The following is a 16128-nucleotide window of genomic DNA, read 5'->3' as shown; positions in this document are numbered from 1 at the left end:
ACGATCTCGGTGCGGGGCCGGTCCCGGTGACGCCCCCTCGCATCCGGGGCCGGTCCTCCCCGCCGCACGAGAACGGCCCTCCCCCGCGTTTCCGCTGGTGGAGGGCCGTTCGTCGAGGTCGTGGCGGGTAGAGGATTCGAACCTCTGCAGCTTTCGCGACGGATTTGCAGTCCACTGTCAACCCGGCCTTGACCTGCGGTGCCGCTGCGCACCTCTCCTCTGCGTCCGTGCATAGTCCGCACGAGTGTTCCTGTCGCGATGGCGAAGGTCGGGGCCGGCCGCGGCGGCCGCTTTCTGGACCACCGCGGCCTTGACCGGTGACGTACCCGGGAACGTCACCGACCCCCGTTGTACTTACCCACGGTCCGGGCAGTGATGCCTCACAGAGCACCTGCCGCGACACGCGCTGGCCGCCCGGTGCCGCTCACACCCGGGGATCACCCGGCAGCCGCCTGCCACGACGAGACCCGGGTATCCGGATCGAGCATGACGATGACGATGACGATGACGATGACGATGACGACAGCGGCACGGTGGCGTAGTGGTGGGAGGAGCGGGCCACGCTGCACCGCTCCCCCCACCCGGCGTGCCCGGCAATCCATGACCGCCGAGCAGGTCGTGCGCCGTTGGCGCCGAGGCGACGGCGTCGGCGCTGCCCGCAGCCTTCGGCTCAGCCCGTCGGTGGGTCAGTCCGTGGCCAGTTGGTGGCGCAAGCGGGTCAGGGTGCGGGTGAGCAGGCGCGAGATGTGCATCTGGGAGAGCCCGACCTGGGCGGCGATCTCGGTCTGGGTGAGTCCGCCGAAGAACCGCAGCAACAAAATCTTTCGTTCGCGCTCGGGCAGCGCCGCGAGCAGCGGTGCGAGATCCTCGCGGTGCTCGACCAGGTCGAACTCCGGCTCGGTCTGCCCGAGGGCGGCGGCGAACCGACCCCCGTCCCTCGAGGCCCCGCCCTCGTCACGCCATCCCGGCTCGTCCAAGGATGCCGTGTGGGCCACATCGTGGGCCGCCAGCGCTTCGAGGATCGTCTCGATGTCCAGCTTGAGGTGTCGGGCGAGCTCGCTCGGCCGGGGAGCGCGCCCGTGTCGCTGAGAGAGTTCCGCGGCGGCGTCGTGGATCCGTGACTGCAACTCACGCAGACGACGGGGCGTGCGAATCGTGTGGACCCGATCGCGGAAGTAGCGCAGCACCTCCCCGTTGATCGTGGGGATGGCGAAGGACAGGAAGTCGACCTCGCGCCCGGGGTCGAAGCGGTCCACAGCCAGGACCAACCCCACCGACGCAACCTGCTCCACATCCTGGGCCGGCTCGCCCCGGCGCCCGTACCTGCGCGCGACATTCCGGGCAACGGGCAGGTACCCGGCGATCAGCTCGGTGCGCAGCCGTTCGCGGTGCGGGTGCCCCTCGGGCAGTGCGGCATGCTCGGCGAACAGCGGAGCCAGGTGCTCGTACCCGTTGCGGTACCCGGGCCGCTGCCCGGGATCTGCCTGCGCAGGCACGGGAGCCGCCCCCGGCAGGGCGACACCGGCGGCGCCGACGGGTGAGAAAACGGTCCTGGGATCGGTCGCGGTCGTGGCGTGAACCGTCGGCGCGGACATGGGCCTCCTCGGACTTACGTCATCGAGTGGCCGCACTGCTGGACCGCTTCATACGCTACGCGGACATGCCTCGCTCCGCCATCCGCCGGTCGGTTGCCGTGGGGCAGACCCGACGACGAATCCGCAGCATGGCTGGTCGGTGGGTCAGGAGAAGCGGGGCTTGTCGGTGGGACGGTGTCCGCTGAGGGCGATGACCATCTCGGCGGCGATGTCGCGGAGCTTCACGTTGCGGTTCTGTGAGGCGGTGCGCAGCACCTCGAACGCCTCGTCGGCGGTGCAGCGGTTCTGCCCCATGACGATCCCGAGGGCTTGGTCGATCACCGCGCGGGAGGCCAACGCGGCCTGCAGGTGCGCCGACATCTCGCTGCGCTCGGCCAACCGCACAGCCAAGGTGAGCGCTCGGGATGCCTCCTCGGCGAACCGCCCGCCGACGACCTGCTCCGGCGGTCCGAATGTCCCCGGTCGGGTGGCGTAGATGTTCAGCGCCCCGACCACTTCGCTATCGGTGTGCAGGGGCAGTGACAACGACGAGCGGACTCCGTGGCCCAGGGCCGGCATCTGGTAGCCGCCCCATCGGTCGTCGGAGGCGAGGTCGTCGACCACAGTCACCTGCCCGGTGGCAAGGGCGTGCAAGCAGGGGCCCTCGTCGTGGCTGTACTGGATCTCGTCGACCTGGCAGGCGCGGGTGTCGCTGCTGGCCATCGTCGTCGCGCCGCGTCCGCGGCGCATGGTGATCCCGCAGGACAGCTCGCCCGGCAGCACCTTCGTGGTCAAGGTGGCCAGCTCGTCGAGGAAGTCGGTGATGTCCTCGGTCGCCAACAACAACTGCAGCAACTCGGCGGCCGCCGAGCCCGCCTCGGTCAACTCGAGCGCCGCAGCGTCCGGCTCGGATCCGGACTTGCTGCCGGAGGTAATCTGATCAAGCATGGAGCACGGCCCATCTGGCAGCGGGCTCCCGGGGAACCGGCTGCGAATCATGGCGAATCAAAGACGGCTCGCCACAGGGCCTGACGGGCGCGGAGTGCCTCCAACCTCTCCAGGGTCGCACACCTGCGGCGTTGGCGGGGCCTGGGCATCTGCCGTACCGTCACTGTCGGTCCCGCAGCGCGGCCACTTCCGATCCATGCCCGAGAAGTGGCCGAGGTGAGACATGTCCGCACTGCTGGTCCGGACCTTCAGCCCCCAGGCTCCGCCGACACTGATCACCGTGACCGGTGACATCGACATCGCATCGGCCCCGTCCCTGCGCCGTCATCTGCTGTCGGTCCCCGACCGCAGCACCGTCCTGGATCTGTCCGGGGTGCAACTGCTCTCGGCCGCCGGCCTGACCGAGTTGGTCGACCTGCGCGACCGACTCACCCGCGCGGACGCCCGCCTCGCGCTCGCCGCCGCCCCACGACTCGTTCGGCGGGTCCTCGTCATCGCCGGGCTCGACGACACCATGATGCTGGCCGACACGGTGGACGACGCCGTCCACCTGGTCACTACCCCGATCCCACCGTGCCCACGGCCACGGTCGCTCACCGCGGCCCGAACTCACGCATGACCGCTCAGCAACGCCGACATAGCCGCGTCGTCGAACAGGCCAAGGGCGTCCTCGGTCAGTACGGCCAGCTGACCATGGACAACGCGTTCGATCGCCTTCGCCGCTACGCCCGCAGATACAGGCTGCTCCTAGGCCAGGTTTCCCGCCGCGTTCTGCCGAACGCGACTCCGCTGACCAGGCCCTGCCCTCCTCGCGAGGTGACATCGCCATCTGGTGCCAGCGATTCGATCCGCTGGTGATGTTCTGAGGCCATTTGTGCGAGGTTGATTCGCGTCTCGTGGTCGATGATGCATTGCTCGACACGGGCCTGGATGGCCGCGGCGGCAGCGCTGTGGGCCTTGCGCCGAGCTTCGAGTGCGACGGCGCCCGCGGCGGGCAAGGCGTGGAGCCGGAACGGCACCCGCCGTGAGCCCCGCCGGCTCAAGCACCGCGCCGTCGACGACGTTCGCATCGTGCCGTGCCCGCCGGAGTTGACCGCCCCGTTGCACGCGCACCGGAGCGAGCACGGCACTTCCCCTGACGGCCGGCTGTTCCGCGGCGCCCGCGGCCGGGCACAGCGTCGACCTCCTGTTGCGGGTCTACGCCACGTGCATCGCCGGTCAGGAGGACGCCGTGCGCCGGCGTGTGCGGCGGAGGCGCTGCGGCAAGAGCGCTCATGATCGCGTCCGTGATGCGTCCGTGGATACCCGTGGACGGGCGTCACCAGCCGGACACGACCGGACAGCACGAGAACGGCCCCTGACCATGTTCGCGCTGGTCAGGGGCCGTTCGTCGAGGTGGTGGCGGGTAGAGGATTCGAACCTCTGTAGCTTTCGCGACGGATTTACAGTCCGCTCCCATTGGCCGCTCGGGCAACCCGCCGGGTGCGCCTTGGCGCGGACGAGAGCATACGACAGCGAGAAGCCGGGCCACGCAGGGGCCTGGTGGAGGAGGAACCCATGGCCGACCCGTCGTTCGACGTGGTGAGCAAGGTCGACAGGCAAGAGGTCGACAACGCCCTCAACCAGGCGGCCAAGGAGCTGTCGCAGCGGTTCGACTTCCGCGGCACGGGCACCTCGATCGCCTGGACGGGCGAGGAGGCGATCAGCGTCGAGTCGGAGACCGAGGAGCGGGCGAAGGCCGCCGTCGAGGTCTTCAAGGAGAAGCTGATCAAGCGGAACATCTCGCTGAAGGCGTTCGAGGCCGATGAGCCCGCCGTGTCCGGGCGGACCTACAAGGTGCGCGGCAAGATCCTTCAGGGGATCGCCGCGGACAAGGCCAAGGAGATCAGCAAGGTCATCCGCGACGAGAAGCTCAAGGGCGTCCAGGCGCAGATCCAGGGCGACCAGCTGCGGGTGTCGGGCAAGAAGAAGGACGACCTGCAGGCCGTCATCGCCCTGCTCAAGGGGCGCGACTTCGGGATCGCGCTGCAGTTCGTGAACTACCGGTAGCCCCGACCGAACGGGGACCATTCACCTTTCGTGACCGGTTGGGCCGTTCCGGTGAGCGGAAGCCGTGGTTGAGCGGCGCAGGGGCGGGAAAGCCGCTGGTCAGCACCGGCCCGCGGCTGACCCCGCCGCCGCGGGTCGGTGCATATGCCATCCGGCGGCCGCGCCGTCGGCGTCAGCGGCGGTGGCGATCCCGGGCCATCGCCTCGAGCCGGGCAACGCGGTCCTCGATGGGCGGGTGTGTGGAGAACATGCGCGAGAACTGTTCGCCTGCCCGGAACGGGTTCGCGATCATCAGGTGGCTCTGCGACGCGAGCCGCGGTTCCGGCGGCAGCGGAGCGAGCTGAGTACCGCGTTCCAGCTTGCGCAGCGCCGACGCCAGCGCCAGGGGGTCGCCCGTCAGAGCGGCACCGCTCGCGTCGGCCTGGTACTCCCGCGACCGGCTCACCGCCATCTGCACGACGCCGGCCGCGACCGGGCCGAGGAGGGCGATCAGCAGTGCGGCGATCGGGTTGGGCCGCTCGCTGTCCGAGCCGCCGAACAGACCGGCGAACATCGCCATGTTCGCCAGGAAGCCGATCATGGCGGCCAGCGCGCCGGCGACCGACGAGATGAGGATGTCGCGGTTGTAGACGTGGCTGAGCTCGTGGCCGAGGACGGCGCGCAGCTCGCGCTCGTCGAGGAGCTCGAGCAGGCCCGTGGTGGCGCAGACGGCGGCGTGCCGCGGGTCGCGGCCGGTCGCGAACGCGTTCGGCGCGTCCGTCGGGCTGATGTAGAGCCGCGGCATGGGCTGGCGGGCGGAGCGGGCCAGCTCTCGAACGATCCGGTAGAGGCCGGGCGCCTCGGGTTCGGAGACCGGGCGCGCGTGCATGGCCCGCAGCGCGATCTTGTCCGAGTTGAACCAGGCGTATCCGTTCATGGCGAGCGCGACGACGAACGCGATCAGCACGCCGCCGCGGCCGAACAGTGAACCGACCAGCAGGACCAGCGCGCTCATGGCGCCGAGCAACAGGGCCGTCTTGAGCCCGTTCAGGTGGCGGTGCACGGATGTCGTCCTTCCGGGGACCGGGCCCTCGGTTCCTGGTGGTGGGCCTCCCCGCTCAATGGAACGAACGACGGCGTGACGGTGTTCCAGGGGTACAGCGGGGTGTGACCTCCGCAGGGCAGACCAGAGCGTCGATAAATGAGGAGTTAACCTCGAATGCGTCCACCCGCAACGACCCTGGGACCGGCTCTCACATGACGTCTTCCGACACCACCGCACGCGAGGTCGTCTCCCGGGACCGGGTCGTCATCCGGTTCGCGGGCGACTCCGGGGACGGCATGCAGCTGACCGGCGACCGGTTCACCTCCGAGACCGCGTCGTTCGGCAACGACCTGTCGACGCTGCCGAACTTCCCCGCGGAGATCCGAGCCCCTGCCGGGACGCTGCCGGGCGTCTCGTCGTTCCAGCTGCACTTCGCGAACTACGACATCCTCACCCCCGGCGACCGTCCGGACGTGCTCGTGGCGATGAACCCCGCAGCCTTGAAGGCCAACGTCGCCGACCTGCCCGCGGGCGGGATGCTGATCGTCAACACGGACGAGTTCACCAAGCGGAACCTGACCAAGGTCGGCTACACGGTCTCGCCGCTCGACGACGGCTCGCTCGAGCGCTACACGGTGCATGAGGTTGCGATGGCGACCCTGACCCGTGGCGCGCTGGAGGAGACCGGCCTGAGCAAGAAGGACGCCGAGCGGGCGAAGAACATGTTCGCCCTGGGTCTGCTGTCGTGGATGTACCACCGGCCCACCGAGGGCACGGAGCGGTTCCTGCGGGAGAAGTTCGCGAAGCGGCCCGACCTCGCCGAGGCGAACGTGCTGGCGTTCAAGGCGGGCCACGCCTACGGCGAGACCACCGAGTCGTTCGCCGTGACCTACGAGGTCGCTCCGGCCCCGCTGCCGGCGGGCACGTACCGGCAGATCACCGGCAACACCGCGCTGGCCTATGGGATCGTGGCGGCCGGACACGTCACCGGCCTGCCCGTGTTCCTCGGCTCGTACCCGATCACGCCCGCGTCGGACATCCTGCACGAGCTGAGCAAGCACAAGTCCTTCGGCGTGACGACCTTCCAGGCCGAGGACGAGATCGCCGGCGTGGGCGCCGCGCTGGGTGCGTCGTTCGGCGGCGCGCTGGGCGTGACGACGACGTCCGGGCCCGGTGTCTCGCTCAAGAGCGAGACGATCGGCCTGGCGGTGGCGCTCGAGCTGCCGCTGCTGGTGATCGACGTACAGCGCGGTGGTCCGTCGACCGGCCTGCCCACCAAGACCGAGCAGGCCGACCTGCTGCAGGCGATGTTCGGCCGCAACGGCGAGGCGCCGCTGCCGATCCTCGCGCCGCGTTCGCCCGGCGACTGCTTCGGCACCGCGCTTGAGGCCGCGCAGATCGCGGTGAAATACCGGACACCGGTGATCGTGCTCTCCGATGGCTCGGTGGCCAACGGCTCGGAGCCGTGGCGGGTGCCGGACATCGCCTCGCTGCCGCACACCGACCCCGGGTTCGCCACCGCCCCGAACTCGCCGGACGGCGCGGAGTTCTGGCCCTACCTGCGCGACGACGACACGCTCGCACGGCCCTGGGCCGTGCCGGGCACGCCGGGGCTCGAGCACCGCATCGGCGGTCTCGAGAAGGCGGACGGCCGCGGATCGATCTCCTACGACCCCGACAACCACGACCGGATGGTCCGGCTGCGAGCGGCGAAGATCGCCGGCATCCCCGTCCCGGACGTGGAGGTCGACGACCCGACCGGCCCTGACGATCCAGCCGACCTGCTGGTGCTCGGCTGGGGGTCGACCTACGGGCCGATCGGCGCAGGTGCCCGCCGGGTGCGCAAGCTCGGCCACTCGATCGCCACGGCGCACCTGCGTCACCTCAGCCCGATGCCGGCCAACCTCGGCGACGTGCTGCGCCGCTACCGGCGGGTGCTGGTCCCCGAGATGAACCTGGGCCAGCTCGCCCTGCTGCTGCGCGGCGAATACCTCGTCGACGTGCTGAGCTACACGAAGGTCGCCGGTCTCCCGTTCGGCGCCGAAGAGCTGCAGAACGTCTTCCTCGACCACCTCGCCCAGAACAGTGCCACCCAGAACAGTGCCACCCAGAACAGTGCCACCGGAGTGATCGCATGACCGCCCTGCACAACGGCTCCACTGCCCAGACGATCGGCTCGGGTATCGACCTGGGGCTCCCGACGATCGGCGGCCTCCACGGCGTCCCCACGACGGAGGCCAAGCAGACCGCCAAGGACTTCACGAGCGACCAGGAGGTCCGCTGGTGCCCCGGCTGCGGCGACTACGCCGTGCTGGCCGCCGTGCGCTCGTTCCTGCCGACGCTGAAGATCCGGCGTGAGAACACCGTGTTCGTCTCCGGCATCGGCTGCAGCTCGCGGTTCCCGTACTACCTCGACACCTACGGGATGCACTCGATCCACGGGCGGGCGCCCGCGATCGCCACCGGGCTGGCCGTGTCGCGGCCGGACCTGTCGGTGTGGGTCGTCACGGGCGACGGCGACGCGCTCTCGATCGGCGGCAACCACCTGATCCACGCGCTGCGCCGCAACGTCAACATCAAGATCCTGCTGTTCAACAACCGGATCTACGGGTTGACCAAGGGCCAGTACTCCCCCACGTCTGAGGAGGGAAAGGTCACCAAGTCGACCCCGATGGGGTCGGTCGACCACCCGTTCAACCCGATCTCGGTGGCGCTGGGCGCCGAGGCGACGTTCGTCGGCCGCGCGCTGGACTCCGACCGCAAGAGCCTGACGGCGGTCCTGCAGGCCGCCGCCGAGCACCGCGGCACCGCGCTCGTCGAGATCTTCCAGGACTGCCCGATCTTCAACGACGGCAGCTTCGACGTGCTCCGCAAGGGTGACGAGGCCGCCTCTCGGGTGATCCCGCTGACCCACGGCGAGCCGATCCGGTTCGGCCCGGCGGGCGGCCCGAGCGATCCTGACGGACTGGGCACGTACGCGGTGGTCCAGGAGGGCTTCAAGCTCCGCGTGGCCAAGGCGGACGAGGTCGACGCCACCCAGATCGTGGTGCACGACGCCGCGGACCACGAGCTGGCGTTCGCGCTCTCCCGGCTGTCGGACCAGGACCTGACCCACACCGTGACGGGGATCTTCCGCAACGTCGACCGCACGACCTACGACGACGCCGCCCGCGCCCAGCTGCAGGAGGCCCGCGACAGGGCGCAGTCGAAGGGCGGGGCGAACCTGCAGGCGATGCTGAACGGCCGCGACACCTGGACCGTCGTCGGCTGAGGCCGACCCGCGAGTCCGCGAGTTCGTCAGCGCGAGTCGGCACGTTCGGCAGCCCGAATGTGCCGACCCGCCGAGCTACCGGCACTCGGCCGCGCCGACGACCTCCTCGGCCACGCGTCGGGGACGGGAGCGCACCAGGTCGACGGTGAAGACCACCAGCGCGACCCACACGAGGCCGAACCCGACCCACCGCTCGGCGGGCATCACCTCGCCGTACACGACGACGCCCAGCAGGAACTGCAGGGTGGGCGCCAGGTACTGCAGCGTGCCCAGGGTCGTGAGCGGGATGCGCCGCGCCGCCGCCCCGAAGAGCAGGAGCGGCACCGCCGTCACCGGGCCGGTCAGCACCAGGAGCGCGACGTGCCCTGCCCCGTGCCCGGTCAACGTGGCCGTGCCGGCCAACTGCAGGAACACGAGGTAGGCGGCAGCGAGGGGCGCCAGCACGACGCCCTCGGCCGTCAGGCTGGCCGTCGCGGGTAGCGGGACGGTTTTCTTGATCAGGCCGTACGTGGCGAAGCTGACGGCAAGCCCGAGCCCGAGCCACGGCACCCGGTGGTCGCCGACCGCGATCACCAGCACGGCCACCGTCGCGATCCCGACAGCGACCCACTGCAGCAGGCGCAGCCGCTCGCGCAGAACCACCACGCCGATGAGCACGCTGACGAGCGGGCCGATGTAGTAGCCGAGGGCGACCTCCACGACGTGGCCGACGGCCGTGGAGTAGATGAACAGGCCCCAGTTGACGGCGATCAGGGCCGCCGCTGCAGTGACCATCGCCCAGACCCGCGGCGGGAGCGATCGCAGCGCTCCCCAACCGCGGACGACGCTCAGGATCACGGCCATGAGCACGAGCGTCCACAGCACCCGGTGCGCGAGGATCTCTGTCGGCGCCGCCGCCCCGAGCAGGTGGAAGAACGCGGGGAACACACCCCAGAGCAGGTAGGCGGCGACTCCGAGCGCGATACCGCGACGGTCCGTGTCCGGCGGCCCGGTCACGCCGTGCGGGCGACGACGTACGTGGTCAGGGACGCCAGAGCCTTGCCCGCGGGGCCGTCGGGGAGCTGGGCCAGCTCCGTGCGGGCCGCCGAGGCGTACTCGGCGAGCACGTCCTGGGCGCGGGTCACGCCGGGACCGGCGCGCAGGAGCTCCAGGGCCTCGTCCACCTCGCCGTCGTCCGTGATCGGACGGGCCAGGAGCACCCGGAGCCGGTCGGCGGCGGCGCCGGTGTCCTGCAGGGCGTAGAGCATCGGCAGGGTGAGCACGCCCTCGCGCAGGTCCGTTCCCGGGGTCTTGCCCGAGCTCGCCGACGGCGAGGTGATGTCGATGATGTCGTCGCTGATCTGGAACGCGAAGCCGATCGCCGAGCCGAAGCGGTGCAGCGACTCGATCTGCCCCGGGGTGCAGCCCGAGAACATGCCGCCGTAGCGCCCGGCGGTCGCGATCAGCGAACCGGTCTTCTCCGCGATCACGGTGAGGTAGTGCTCCACGGGGTCTTCGTCCGGCCGCGGGCCACGGGTTTCGCGCATCTGGCCGGTGACCAGCTCCGCGAACGTCTCGGCGATGATCCGCACCGCCGCCGGGCCGAGGTCCGCCACCAGCCGGGAGGCGTGGGCGAACAGGAAGTCGCCGGTCAGGATCGCGACGGTGTTGTCCCAGCGCGAGTTCGCGCTCGGTGCCCCGCGGCGCATCGTCGCGGAGTCCATGACGTCGTCGTGGTACAGCGTCGCGAGGTGGATCAGTTCGACGACCGTGGCCGCCGTGACTACCTCGTCCGCGTCCGGGCGGGGACCCATCTGCGCGCCGAGAAGGGTGAACAGCGGGCGGAAGCGCTTTCCGCCCGCGTCGATGAGGTGCAGGGAGGTCTCGGTGACGAACTGGTAGCCGCTGGTCACCTCGCGGTGCAGGAGCTCCTCGACGCGGTCCAGCCCCGCATTCGTCGTCGCCGTGAGGTCCGGGTCGCCGAGCTCGACTCCTGCGATCGCGTTGGTTGCCACGGCTCTACCCTACGAAAACCCGTGCGCGGTCCGTAGCCACTCAGCCCACGAACCCGCCGCCGCTCGCCCAGTCCAGGGCCAACGACGGTGCGATGCCGAGCAGCAGCGTCAGCAGCACACCCAGCGTGATCGCGGCAGTGGTGAACGCGCCCGGCACCGTCACGGTCGGACCGTCCGCAGCAGGCTCGCTGAAATACATGAGCACGATCACCCTGAGGTAGAAGAACGCCGCCACGGCGCTCGCGACCAGCGCGATCACGACCAGCGGCGCCATACCGTCGGCGATGCCGGCGGCGAAGATCGCGAACTTGGCGGTGAAGCCGCTCGTCAACGGGATGCCGGCCAGGGCGAGCAGCAGGAACGTCATGATCCCGGCTGTCAGCGGCGAGCGCTTGCCGAGGCCCGCCCACTGCGACAGGTGCGTGGCCTCCCCGTCCGCGTTGCGCACGAGGCTGATCACCCCGAACACCGCGAGCGTGGTGAACCCGTAGGCCAGCAGGTAGAACAGCGTGCCCGAGACGCCCTGCGGGGTGACGGCCATCGCGCCGATCAGCAGGAAGCCGGCGTGTGCCACCGACGAGTAGGCGACCATCCGCTTGATGTCGGTCTGCGTCAGGCCGATGACCGCGCCGATGACCATCGAGACGATCGCCACGGCCCACAGGACGCCCCGCCACTCCCAGCGGGTGGCGCCGAACGCCACCTGCAGCACGCGCAGGATGGCACCGAAGGCCGCGACCTTGGTGCAGGCACCCATGAACGCGGTGACCGGCGTGGGCGCGCCCTGGTAGACGTCCGGGGTCCAGGTGTGGAACGGGCCGACCGAACCCTTGAACATCAGGCCGACGACGAGCAGCGCGAGCCCGGCGAACAGCAGCGTGTCCGATCGCGCGGAGCCCGCCGACGCGTTCGCGATGTCCGTGAGCCGGACCGAGCCCGCGTACCCGTAGATCAGTGCGAGGCCGTAGAGGAAGAACGCCGAGGCGAACGCCCCGAGCAGGAAGTACTTGACCGCCGCCTCCTGCGAGAGCAGCCGGCGCCGCCGGGCGAGCCCGCACATCAGGTACAGCGGAAGGCTGAGCACCTCGAGCGCGATGAACATCGTCAGCAGGTCGTTCGCGGCGACGAAAGTCATCATCCCGCCGAGCGCGAACAGCGTGAACGGGAAGACCTCGGTCTGCATCGTCGGAACCTGGTCCGGCGACCCGTAGGAGCGGTCGGGGTCCGTCGGGTCGTACGCCACCGCAGCCGAGCCTCCGGCTGCGGCCCGGGAGGCCGCGGACGCCACGAACGCCCCGCCCGGCTCGACCGAGCGATCGGCGATCAGCAGGACGCTGCCCAACCCGAGCGCGAGCAGCGTGCCCCAGAGGAAGAGCGTCGGACGGTCGACGGCCAGTGCATCGCCGATCGTCGTGATGCCAGCGGGCTCGCCCCCGGCGTAGAGGCCGAGCGCGAGACCGGCGATCCCCAGTGCGGCGACGCTCAGCCCGACCTGGACGGGCCAGCGCTGGTGCCGCGGGAGGAACGCCTCGACGAGGACGGCAGCGCAGGCGGCGCCCAGCACGACGAGCAGGGGTGCCATGGCGCCCCAGTCGATCGGCGGAGCCGTCACCTGCTCCACCTGGGCGAGGTTGATCATCGGGGAAGCCCTCCCACCGGGTCGGTGAGGCCGACCTCCGTCATCGTGGCCGCGACCGACGGGTTCACCACGTCGAGCACCGGGCCGGGGAAGAAACCGAGCACGAGGATCGCGATGATCAGCGGCACCAGGACCGTGATCTCGCGGACGGACAGGTCCGGGAAGCCCGACCCCGCCCGGCGGGCCGCGATCGCCGGGTCGATCATGGCGCCTGGACCGCCGGCTTGATCCGGCGCGGGGCGGCCGCCCCGCGCGGAGTGCGGGGTGGACGCGTCGGGGCCGGATCGGTTACTGCGCCCCAGGGCGTCGAGGACCGCCTTGCCGCGCACCGGCCCCTGCATCGTCTGCTGGTAGACCCAGAGCACGTACAGCGCGGCGAAGATGATGCCGATGGTGGCCAGCACCGTGAACACTGGCTCACGCGGGAACGAGCCGACCAGCACGAGGAACTCGCTGACGAAGGAGTTCGTGCCGGGCAGCGCCAGCGACGAGAGCCCCGCCAGCAGGAAGCACCCGGCGAGCACCGGAGCGAGCTTGGCGACGCCGCCGTAGTCGTTGATCATGCGCGAGCCGCCGCGGGCGGCGAGCAGGCCGACCATCACGAAGAGCATTCCCGTCGACAGGCCGTGGTTGACCATGTAGAGCACCGAGCCGGCGAACGCCTGCGTCGAGAAGGCGAAGATCCCCAGAGCGATGAAGCCGAAGTGGGCGATCGAGGTGTAGGCGACGAACCGGCTCATGTCCTTCTGCCCCACCGCGAGCAGCGCCCCGTACAGGATGCCGATCACCGAGAGCACCAGCACCAGCGGCGCGAGCCGCTGGCTGGCCAGCGGGAACAGCGGCAGGCAGTAGCGCAGGAAGCCGAACGTGCCGACCTTGTCGAGCACGCCGACCAGCAGCACGCCCGCGCCGATCGGCGCTTCCGCACCGGCGTCGGGCAGCCAGGTGTGCAGCGGCACCAGCGGCGCCTTGATCGCGAACGCGATGAAGAACCCGAGGAAGAGCCAGATCTGGGTCGACTCGGGGATCAGCGGGACGATCGTGCGCAGCGTCGCCCAGTCGAACGTGCCGCCCGCAGGCAGGTACTGCGCGCTCGCGACGTACAGCCCGATCAGCGACGCGAGCATGATCAGGCCGCCGAACAGCGAGTACAGGAAGAACTTCACCGCGGCGTACTGCCGGCGCGGGCCGCCGAAGCGCCCGATGAGGAAGTACATCGGGATCAGCATGGCCTCGAAGAACACGTAGAACAGGAAGACGTCCGTGGCGGTGAAGACGCCCATCAGCGTCGCCTCGGTGGCCAGCAGAAGCGCGAAGTAGCCCGACGCCGTGCGGCCCTCGGGCAGCCGCTCCTCCCACGAGAACAGCATCAGCCCGGGCACGAGGAACGCCGTCAGCGCGATCATCACGAGCGCGATGCCGTCGATCCCGAGCGCGAACCGGGTGCCGAACGCCGGGATCCACTCGAGCACGAACTCGAGCTGGAAACGGGTGCCGGCCTCAGCGGCGGGCACCGAGTAGGCGAACCAGGTGACGGCCGCCAGCACGATCTGCAGCAGGGCGGTGCCGATCGCGACCTTCTTGGCCACGTCCGGCGTGCCCCGCAGCGGGTACATCACGAGGGCGCCGACCAGCGGGAACACCAGCAGGACGGGGAGCAGGAAGTTCACGCGTACACCACCGCGAGGAGAGCGCCGATGACCAGGACCGAGCCGCCGAGCATGCTCAGCGCGTACGAGCGCACGAAGCCGGTCTGCAACCGGCGCATCCGCCCCGAGCTGCCGCCCAGGCCCGCGGCCATGCCGTTGACCAGCCCATCGACGCCGCGGTTGTCGAAGTACACCAGCGCTCGGGTCAGCCACGTGCCGGGACGGGCGATGAGCGCCTCGTTGATCGCGTTCGCGTAGAGGTCGCGACGGGCGGCCCGGACCGGCAGCGAGACGAGGGCGGGCTTCTCGACCGGGACGCGGTGGCGCCCGACCGTCAGCCAGGCGATGAGCACGCCGAGCGCGGAGAGCGCGACGACGAGCCACGGGATCACCGCGTGGGGCAGGACGCCACCCTCGACCTCGGTGAGCTCCCCCAACGACGGCGCGAGCCACTCGGTGAGGCCGATGCCACTGAGCACCGCGCCCGCGCCGACCGACCCGAACGCCAGCACGATCATCGGGACCGTCATCGTGGCTGGCGACTCGTGCGGGTGGTAGTCGTGCCCAGCCGGATTTTCAGGGGTCGGGGCGGACGTCAGCTTCTCCCACCGCCGCTCGCCGAAGAACGTCATCAGCACCAGCCGCGTCATGTAGAAGGCGGTGAGCCCGGCGGCCAGGGTGGCGGCGCCGCCGAACACCCAGCCCTGCCAGCCCTCCTGCGCGAACGCGGCCTCGATGATCGCGTCCTTGGAGAAGTAGCCCGACAGGAACGGGAAGCCGATCAGCGCGAGGTAGCCCAGCCCGAACGTCGCGAACGTGATCGGCATGTAGCGGGCCAGCCCGCCGAAACGGCGCATGTCGACGTCGTCGTTCATCGCGTGCATAACCGAGCCCGCCCCGAGGAAGAGCCCGGCCTTGAAGAAGCCGTGGGTGAGCAGGTGGAAGATGCCCAGCGCGTAGCCGGCCGGACCGAGCCCGACCGCGAGGAACATGTAGCCGATCTGGCTGACCGTCGAGTAGGCCAGCACCTTCTTGATGTCGTCGTAGGCGCAGCCGATGATCGCCCCGATCAGCAGCGTGACCGTTCCGATGATCGCCACGACCAGTCGCCCGGCGGTGGACAGGTCGTAGATCGGGTGCGTCCGGGCGATGAGGTAGACGCCCGCGGTGACCATGGTCGCCGCGTGGATGAGCGCCGAGACCGGGGTCGGGCCCTCCATGGCGTCCGGGAGCCACGCCTGCAGCGGGAACTGGCCGCTCTTGCCGCAGGCACCGAGCAACAGCATCAACGTGATCGCGAGGAGCACCCCGCCCGAGAGGTCGCCGACCCGCTCGAACACCTCGGTGTACTGCAGGGTGCCGAGGTCGCGCCACAGCAGGAAGATCGCGATCGCCAGGCCGACGTCGCCGACCCGGTTCATGAGGAAGGCCTTCTTCGCGGCCGTGGCCGCGGACGGGCGGTCCTGGTAGAAGCCGATCAGCAGGTACGAGGCGAGCCCGACGCCCTCCCAGCCGAGGTAGAGCATCACGAAGTTGTTGCCGAGCACCAGCAGCAACATCGCGGTGACGAACAGGTTGAGCTGGCCGAAGAACCGCCGCCGACCGGGGTCGTGGCTCATGTAGCCGACCGAGTACAGGTGGATCAGCGTGCCGACGCCGGTGATGAGCAGGACGAACGTCAGCGACAGCGGGTCGAGCCGCAGCCCGAAGTCGACGTCCAGGCCGCCCACGGAGAACCACTGGAACAGGGACAGCTCCCGCGTGCGCTGGGCGGGATCCAGCGCGAGGGTGTCGAAGAAGATCAGCAGGCCGACGACGAACGCCGCTGCGACCGTCGCGACACCGAGCCAGTGTCCCCACCGGTTCGCGCGGCGTCCGGCGAGCAGCAGGACCGCGGCGCCGAGCGCAGGCAGCGCGAACAGCAGCCACGCCAGGGACGCGGTACCGGTGGCGGCGCCCACCTCCGGGAGCTCACTCATC

13 protein-coding genes and 2 tRNA genes are annotated in these 16128 nt (G+C 70.3%); 5 read left to right on the top strand and 10 right to left on the bottom strand.

Annotation, left to right across the window (positions count from 1 at the left end; all coding sequences use genetic code 11):
- Nucleotides 1–121: 121 nt before the first annotated feature.
- The 3 genes from RM445_RS03450 to RM445_RS03440 form a co-directional block, all read right to left on the bottom strand.
- A tRNA-Cys gene (locus RM445_RS03450) sits at nt 122–194 on the bottom strand.
- Nucleotides 195–686: 492 nt separating this feature from the next.
- Nucleotides 687–1595, bottom strand: coding sequence for a SigB/SigF/SigG family RNA polymerase sigma factor (locus RM445_RS03445; protein WP_311554502.1), 909 nt, complete (start codon nt 1593–1595; stop codon nt 687–689).
- A gap of 144 nt (nt 1596–1739) precedes the next feature.
- Nucleotides 1740–2522, bottom strand: coding sequence for a GAF and ANTAR domain-containing protein (locus RM445_RS03440; protein ID WP_311554501.1), 783 nt, complete (start codon nt 2520–2522; stop codon nt 1740–1742).
- Between the two features lie 223 nt (nt 2523–2745).
- On the opposite strand from RM445_RS03440, the gene RM445_RS03435 reads away from it, so the two are divergent.
- Nucleotides 2746–3141 carry an STAS domain-containing protein gene (locus RM445_RS03435; RefSeq protein ID WP_311554500.1) on the top strand — a complete coding sequence of 132 codons (396 nt, stop codon included), beginning with the start codon at nt 2746–2748 and terminating at the stop codon, nt 3139–3141.
- Nucleotides 3138–3380, top strand: coding sequence for an ANTAR domain-containing protein (locus tag RM445_RS03430; protein ID WP_311554499.1), 243 nt, complete (start codon nt 3138–3140; stop codon nt 3378–3380). The genes RM445_RS03435 and RM445_RS03430 overlap by 4 nt, the downstream gene beginning before the upstream one ends.
- Nucleotides 3381–3918: 538 nt before the next feature.
- Here RM445_RS03430 and RM445_RS03425 read toward each other — a convergent pair.
- Nucleotides 3919–4002: transfer RNA gene (locus RM445_RS03425), tRNA-Tyr, on the bottom strand.
- A 77-nt stretch (nt 4003–4079) separates the two neighbouring features.
- On the opposite strand from RM445_RS03425, the gene RM445_RS03420 reads away from it, so the two are divergent.
- Nucleotides 4080–4571 (top strand): YajQ family cyclic di-GMP-binding protein, encoded by a 492-nt coding sequence (locus tag RM445_RS03420; protein ID WP_311554498.1) that lies wholly within the window; start codon nt 4080–4082, stop codon nt 4569–4571.
- A gap of 172 nt (nt 4572–4743) precedes the next feature.
- Here the strand turns inward: RM445_RS03420 and htpX are convergent, their stop codons facing one another.
- Nucleotides 4744–5613: a zinc metalloprotease HtpX gene (gene htpX, locus RM445_RS03415; protein WP_311554497.1), complete on the bottom strand. Its 870-nt coding sequence runs from the start codon at nt 5611–5613 to the stop codon at nt 4744–4746.
- 194 nt (nt 5614–5807) lie between these two features.
- Here htpX and RM445_RS03410 point away from each other — a divergent pair, with 194 nt between their 5' ends.
- Both RM445_RS03410 and RM445_RS03405 read left to right on the top strand, forming a co-directional pair.
- Complete coding sequence (locus tag RM445_RS03410) at nt 5808–7733, top strand: 2-oxoacid:acceptor oxidoreductase subunit alpha (RefSeq protein ID WP_311554496.1); 1926 nt, start codon at nt 5808–5810, stop codon at nt 7731–7733.
- Entirely contained in the window at nt 7730–8866 is a 1137-nt protein-coding gene (locus RM445_RS03405) for a 2-oxoacid:ferredoxin oxidoreductase subunit beta (protein WP_311554495.1), read from the top strand. Before RM445_RS03410 ends, RM445_RS03405 begins: the two co-directional genes overlap by 4 nt.
- A 75-nt stretch (nt 8867–8941) precedes the next feature.
- Here RM445_RS03405 and rarD read toward each other — a convergent pair whose 3' ends face one another.
- The 5 genes from rarD to nuoL are packed head-to-tail and all read right to left on the bottom strand — an operon-like array spanning nt 8942 to nt 16127.
- On the bottom strand, nt 8942–9862 hold the full coding sequence (gene rarD / locus RM445_RS03400; RefSeq protein ID WP_311554494.1) for an EamA family transporter RarD: 921 nt from the start codon (nt 9860–9862) through the stop codon (nt 8942–8944).
- Entirely contained in the window at nt 9859–10860 is a 1002-nt protein-coding gene (locus tag RM445_RS03395; protein WP_397469215.1) for a polyprenyl synthetase family protein, read from the bottom strand. The genes rarD and RM445_RS03395 overlap by 4 nt, the downstream gene beginning before the upstream one ends.
- A gap of 40 nt (nt 10861–10900) precedes the next feature.
- Nucleotides 10901–12481, bottom strand: coding sequence for an NADH-quinone oxidoreductase subunit NuoN (gene nuoN / locus RM445_RS03390; RefSeq protein ID WP_311554903.1), 1581 nt, complete (start codon nt 12479–12481; stop codon nt 10901–10903).
- Nucleotides 12482–12495: 14 nt separating this feature from the next.
- Complete coding sequence (locus RM445_RS03385; RefSeq protein WP_311554493.1) at nt 12496–14169, bottom strand: NADH-quinone oxidoreductase subunit M; 1674 nt, start codon at nt 14167–14169, stop codon at nt 12496–12498.
- Entirely contained in the window at nt 14166–16127 is a 1962-nt protein-coding gene (nuoL, locus tag RM445_RS03380; RefSeq protein WP_311554492.1) for an NADH-quinone oxidoreductase subunit L, read from the bottom strand. Before nuoL ends, RM445_RS03385 begins: the two co-directional genes overlap by 4 nt.
- Nucleotide 16128: the final 1 nt, after the last annotated feature.

It is taken from the genome of Pseudonocardia charpentierae (assembly GCF_031845345.1).
Classification (GTDB): domain Bacteria; phylum Actinomycetota; class Actinomycetes; order Mycobacteriales; family Pseudonocardiaceae; genus Pseudonocardia; species Pseudonocardia charpentierae.
This window is presented reverse-complemented; position numbering and strand designations above follow the sequence as displayed.

Coding starts and splice junctions, on each gene's coding strand:
- nuoL (WP_311554492.1), bottom strand. CDS start 16,127: ATGAGTGAGCTCCCGGAGGTGGGCGCCGCCACCGGTACCGCGTCCCTG.
- RM445_RS03410 (WP_311554496.1), top strand. CDS start 5,808: ATGACGTCTTCCGACACCACCGCACGCGAGGTCGTCTCCCGGGACCGG.
- RM445_RS03435 (WP_311554500.1), top strand. CDS start 2,746: ATGTCCGCACTGCTGGTCCGGACCTTCAGCCCCCAGGCTCCGCCGACA.
- RM445_RS03440 (WP_311554501.1), bottom strand. CDS start 2,522: ATGCTTGATCAGATTACCTCCGGCAGCAAGTCCGGATCCGAGCCGGAC.
- RM445_RS03445 (WP_311554502.1), bottom strand. CDS start 1,595: ATGTCCGCGCCGACGGTTCACGCCACGACCGCGACCGATCCCAGGACC.
- RM445_RS03430 (WP_311554499.1), top strand. CDS start 3,138: ATGACCGCTCAGCAACGCCGACATAGCCGCGTCGTCGAACAGGCCAAG.
- RM445_RS03405 (WP_311554495.1), top strand. CDS start 7,730: ATGACCGCCCTGCACAACGGCTCCACTGCCCAGACGATCGGCTCGGGT.
- RM445_RS03420 (WP_311554498.1), top strand. CDS start 4,080: ATGGCCGACCCGTCGTTCGACGTGGTGAGCAAGGTCGACAGGCAAGAG.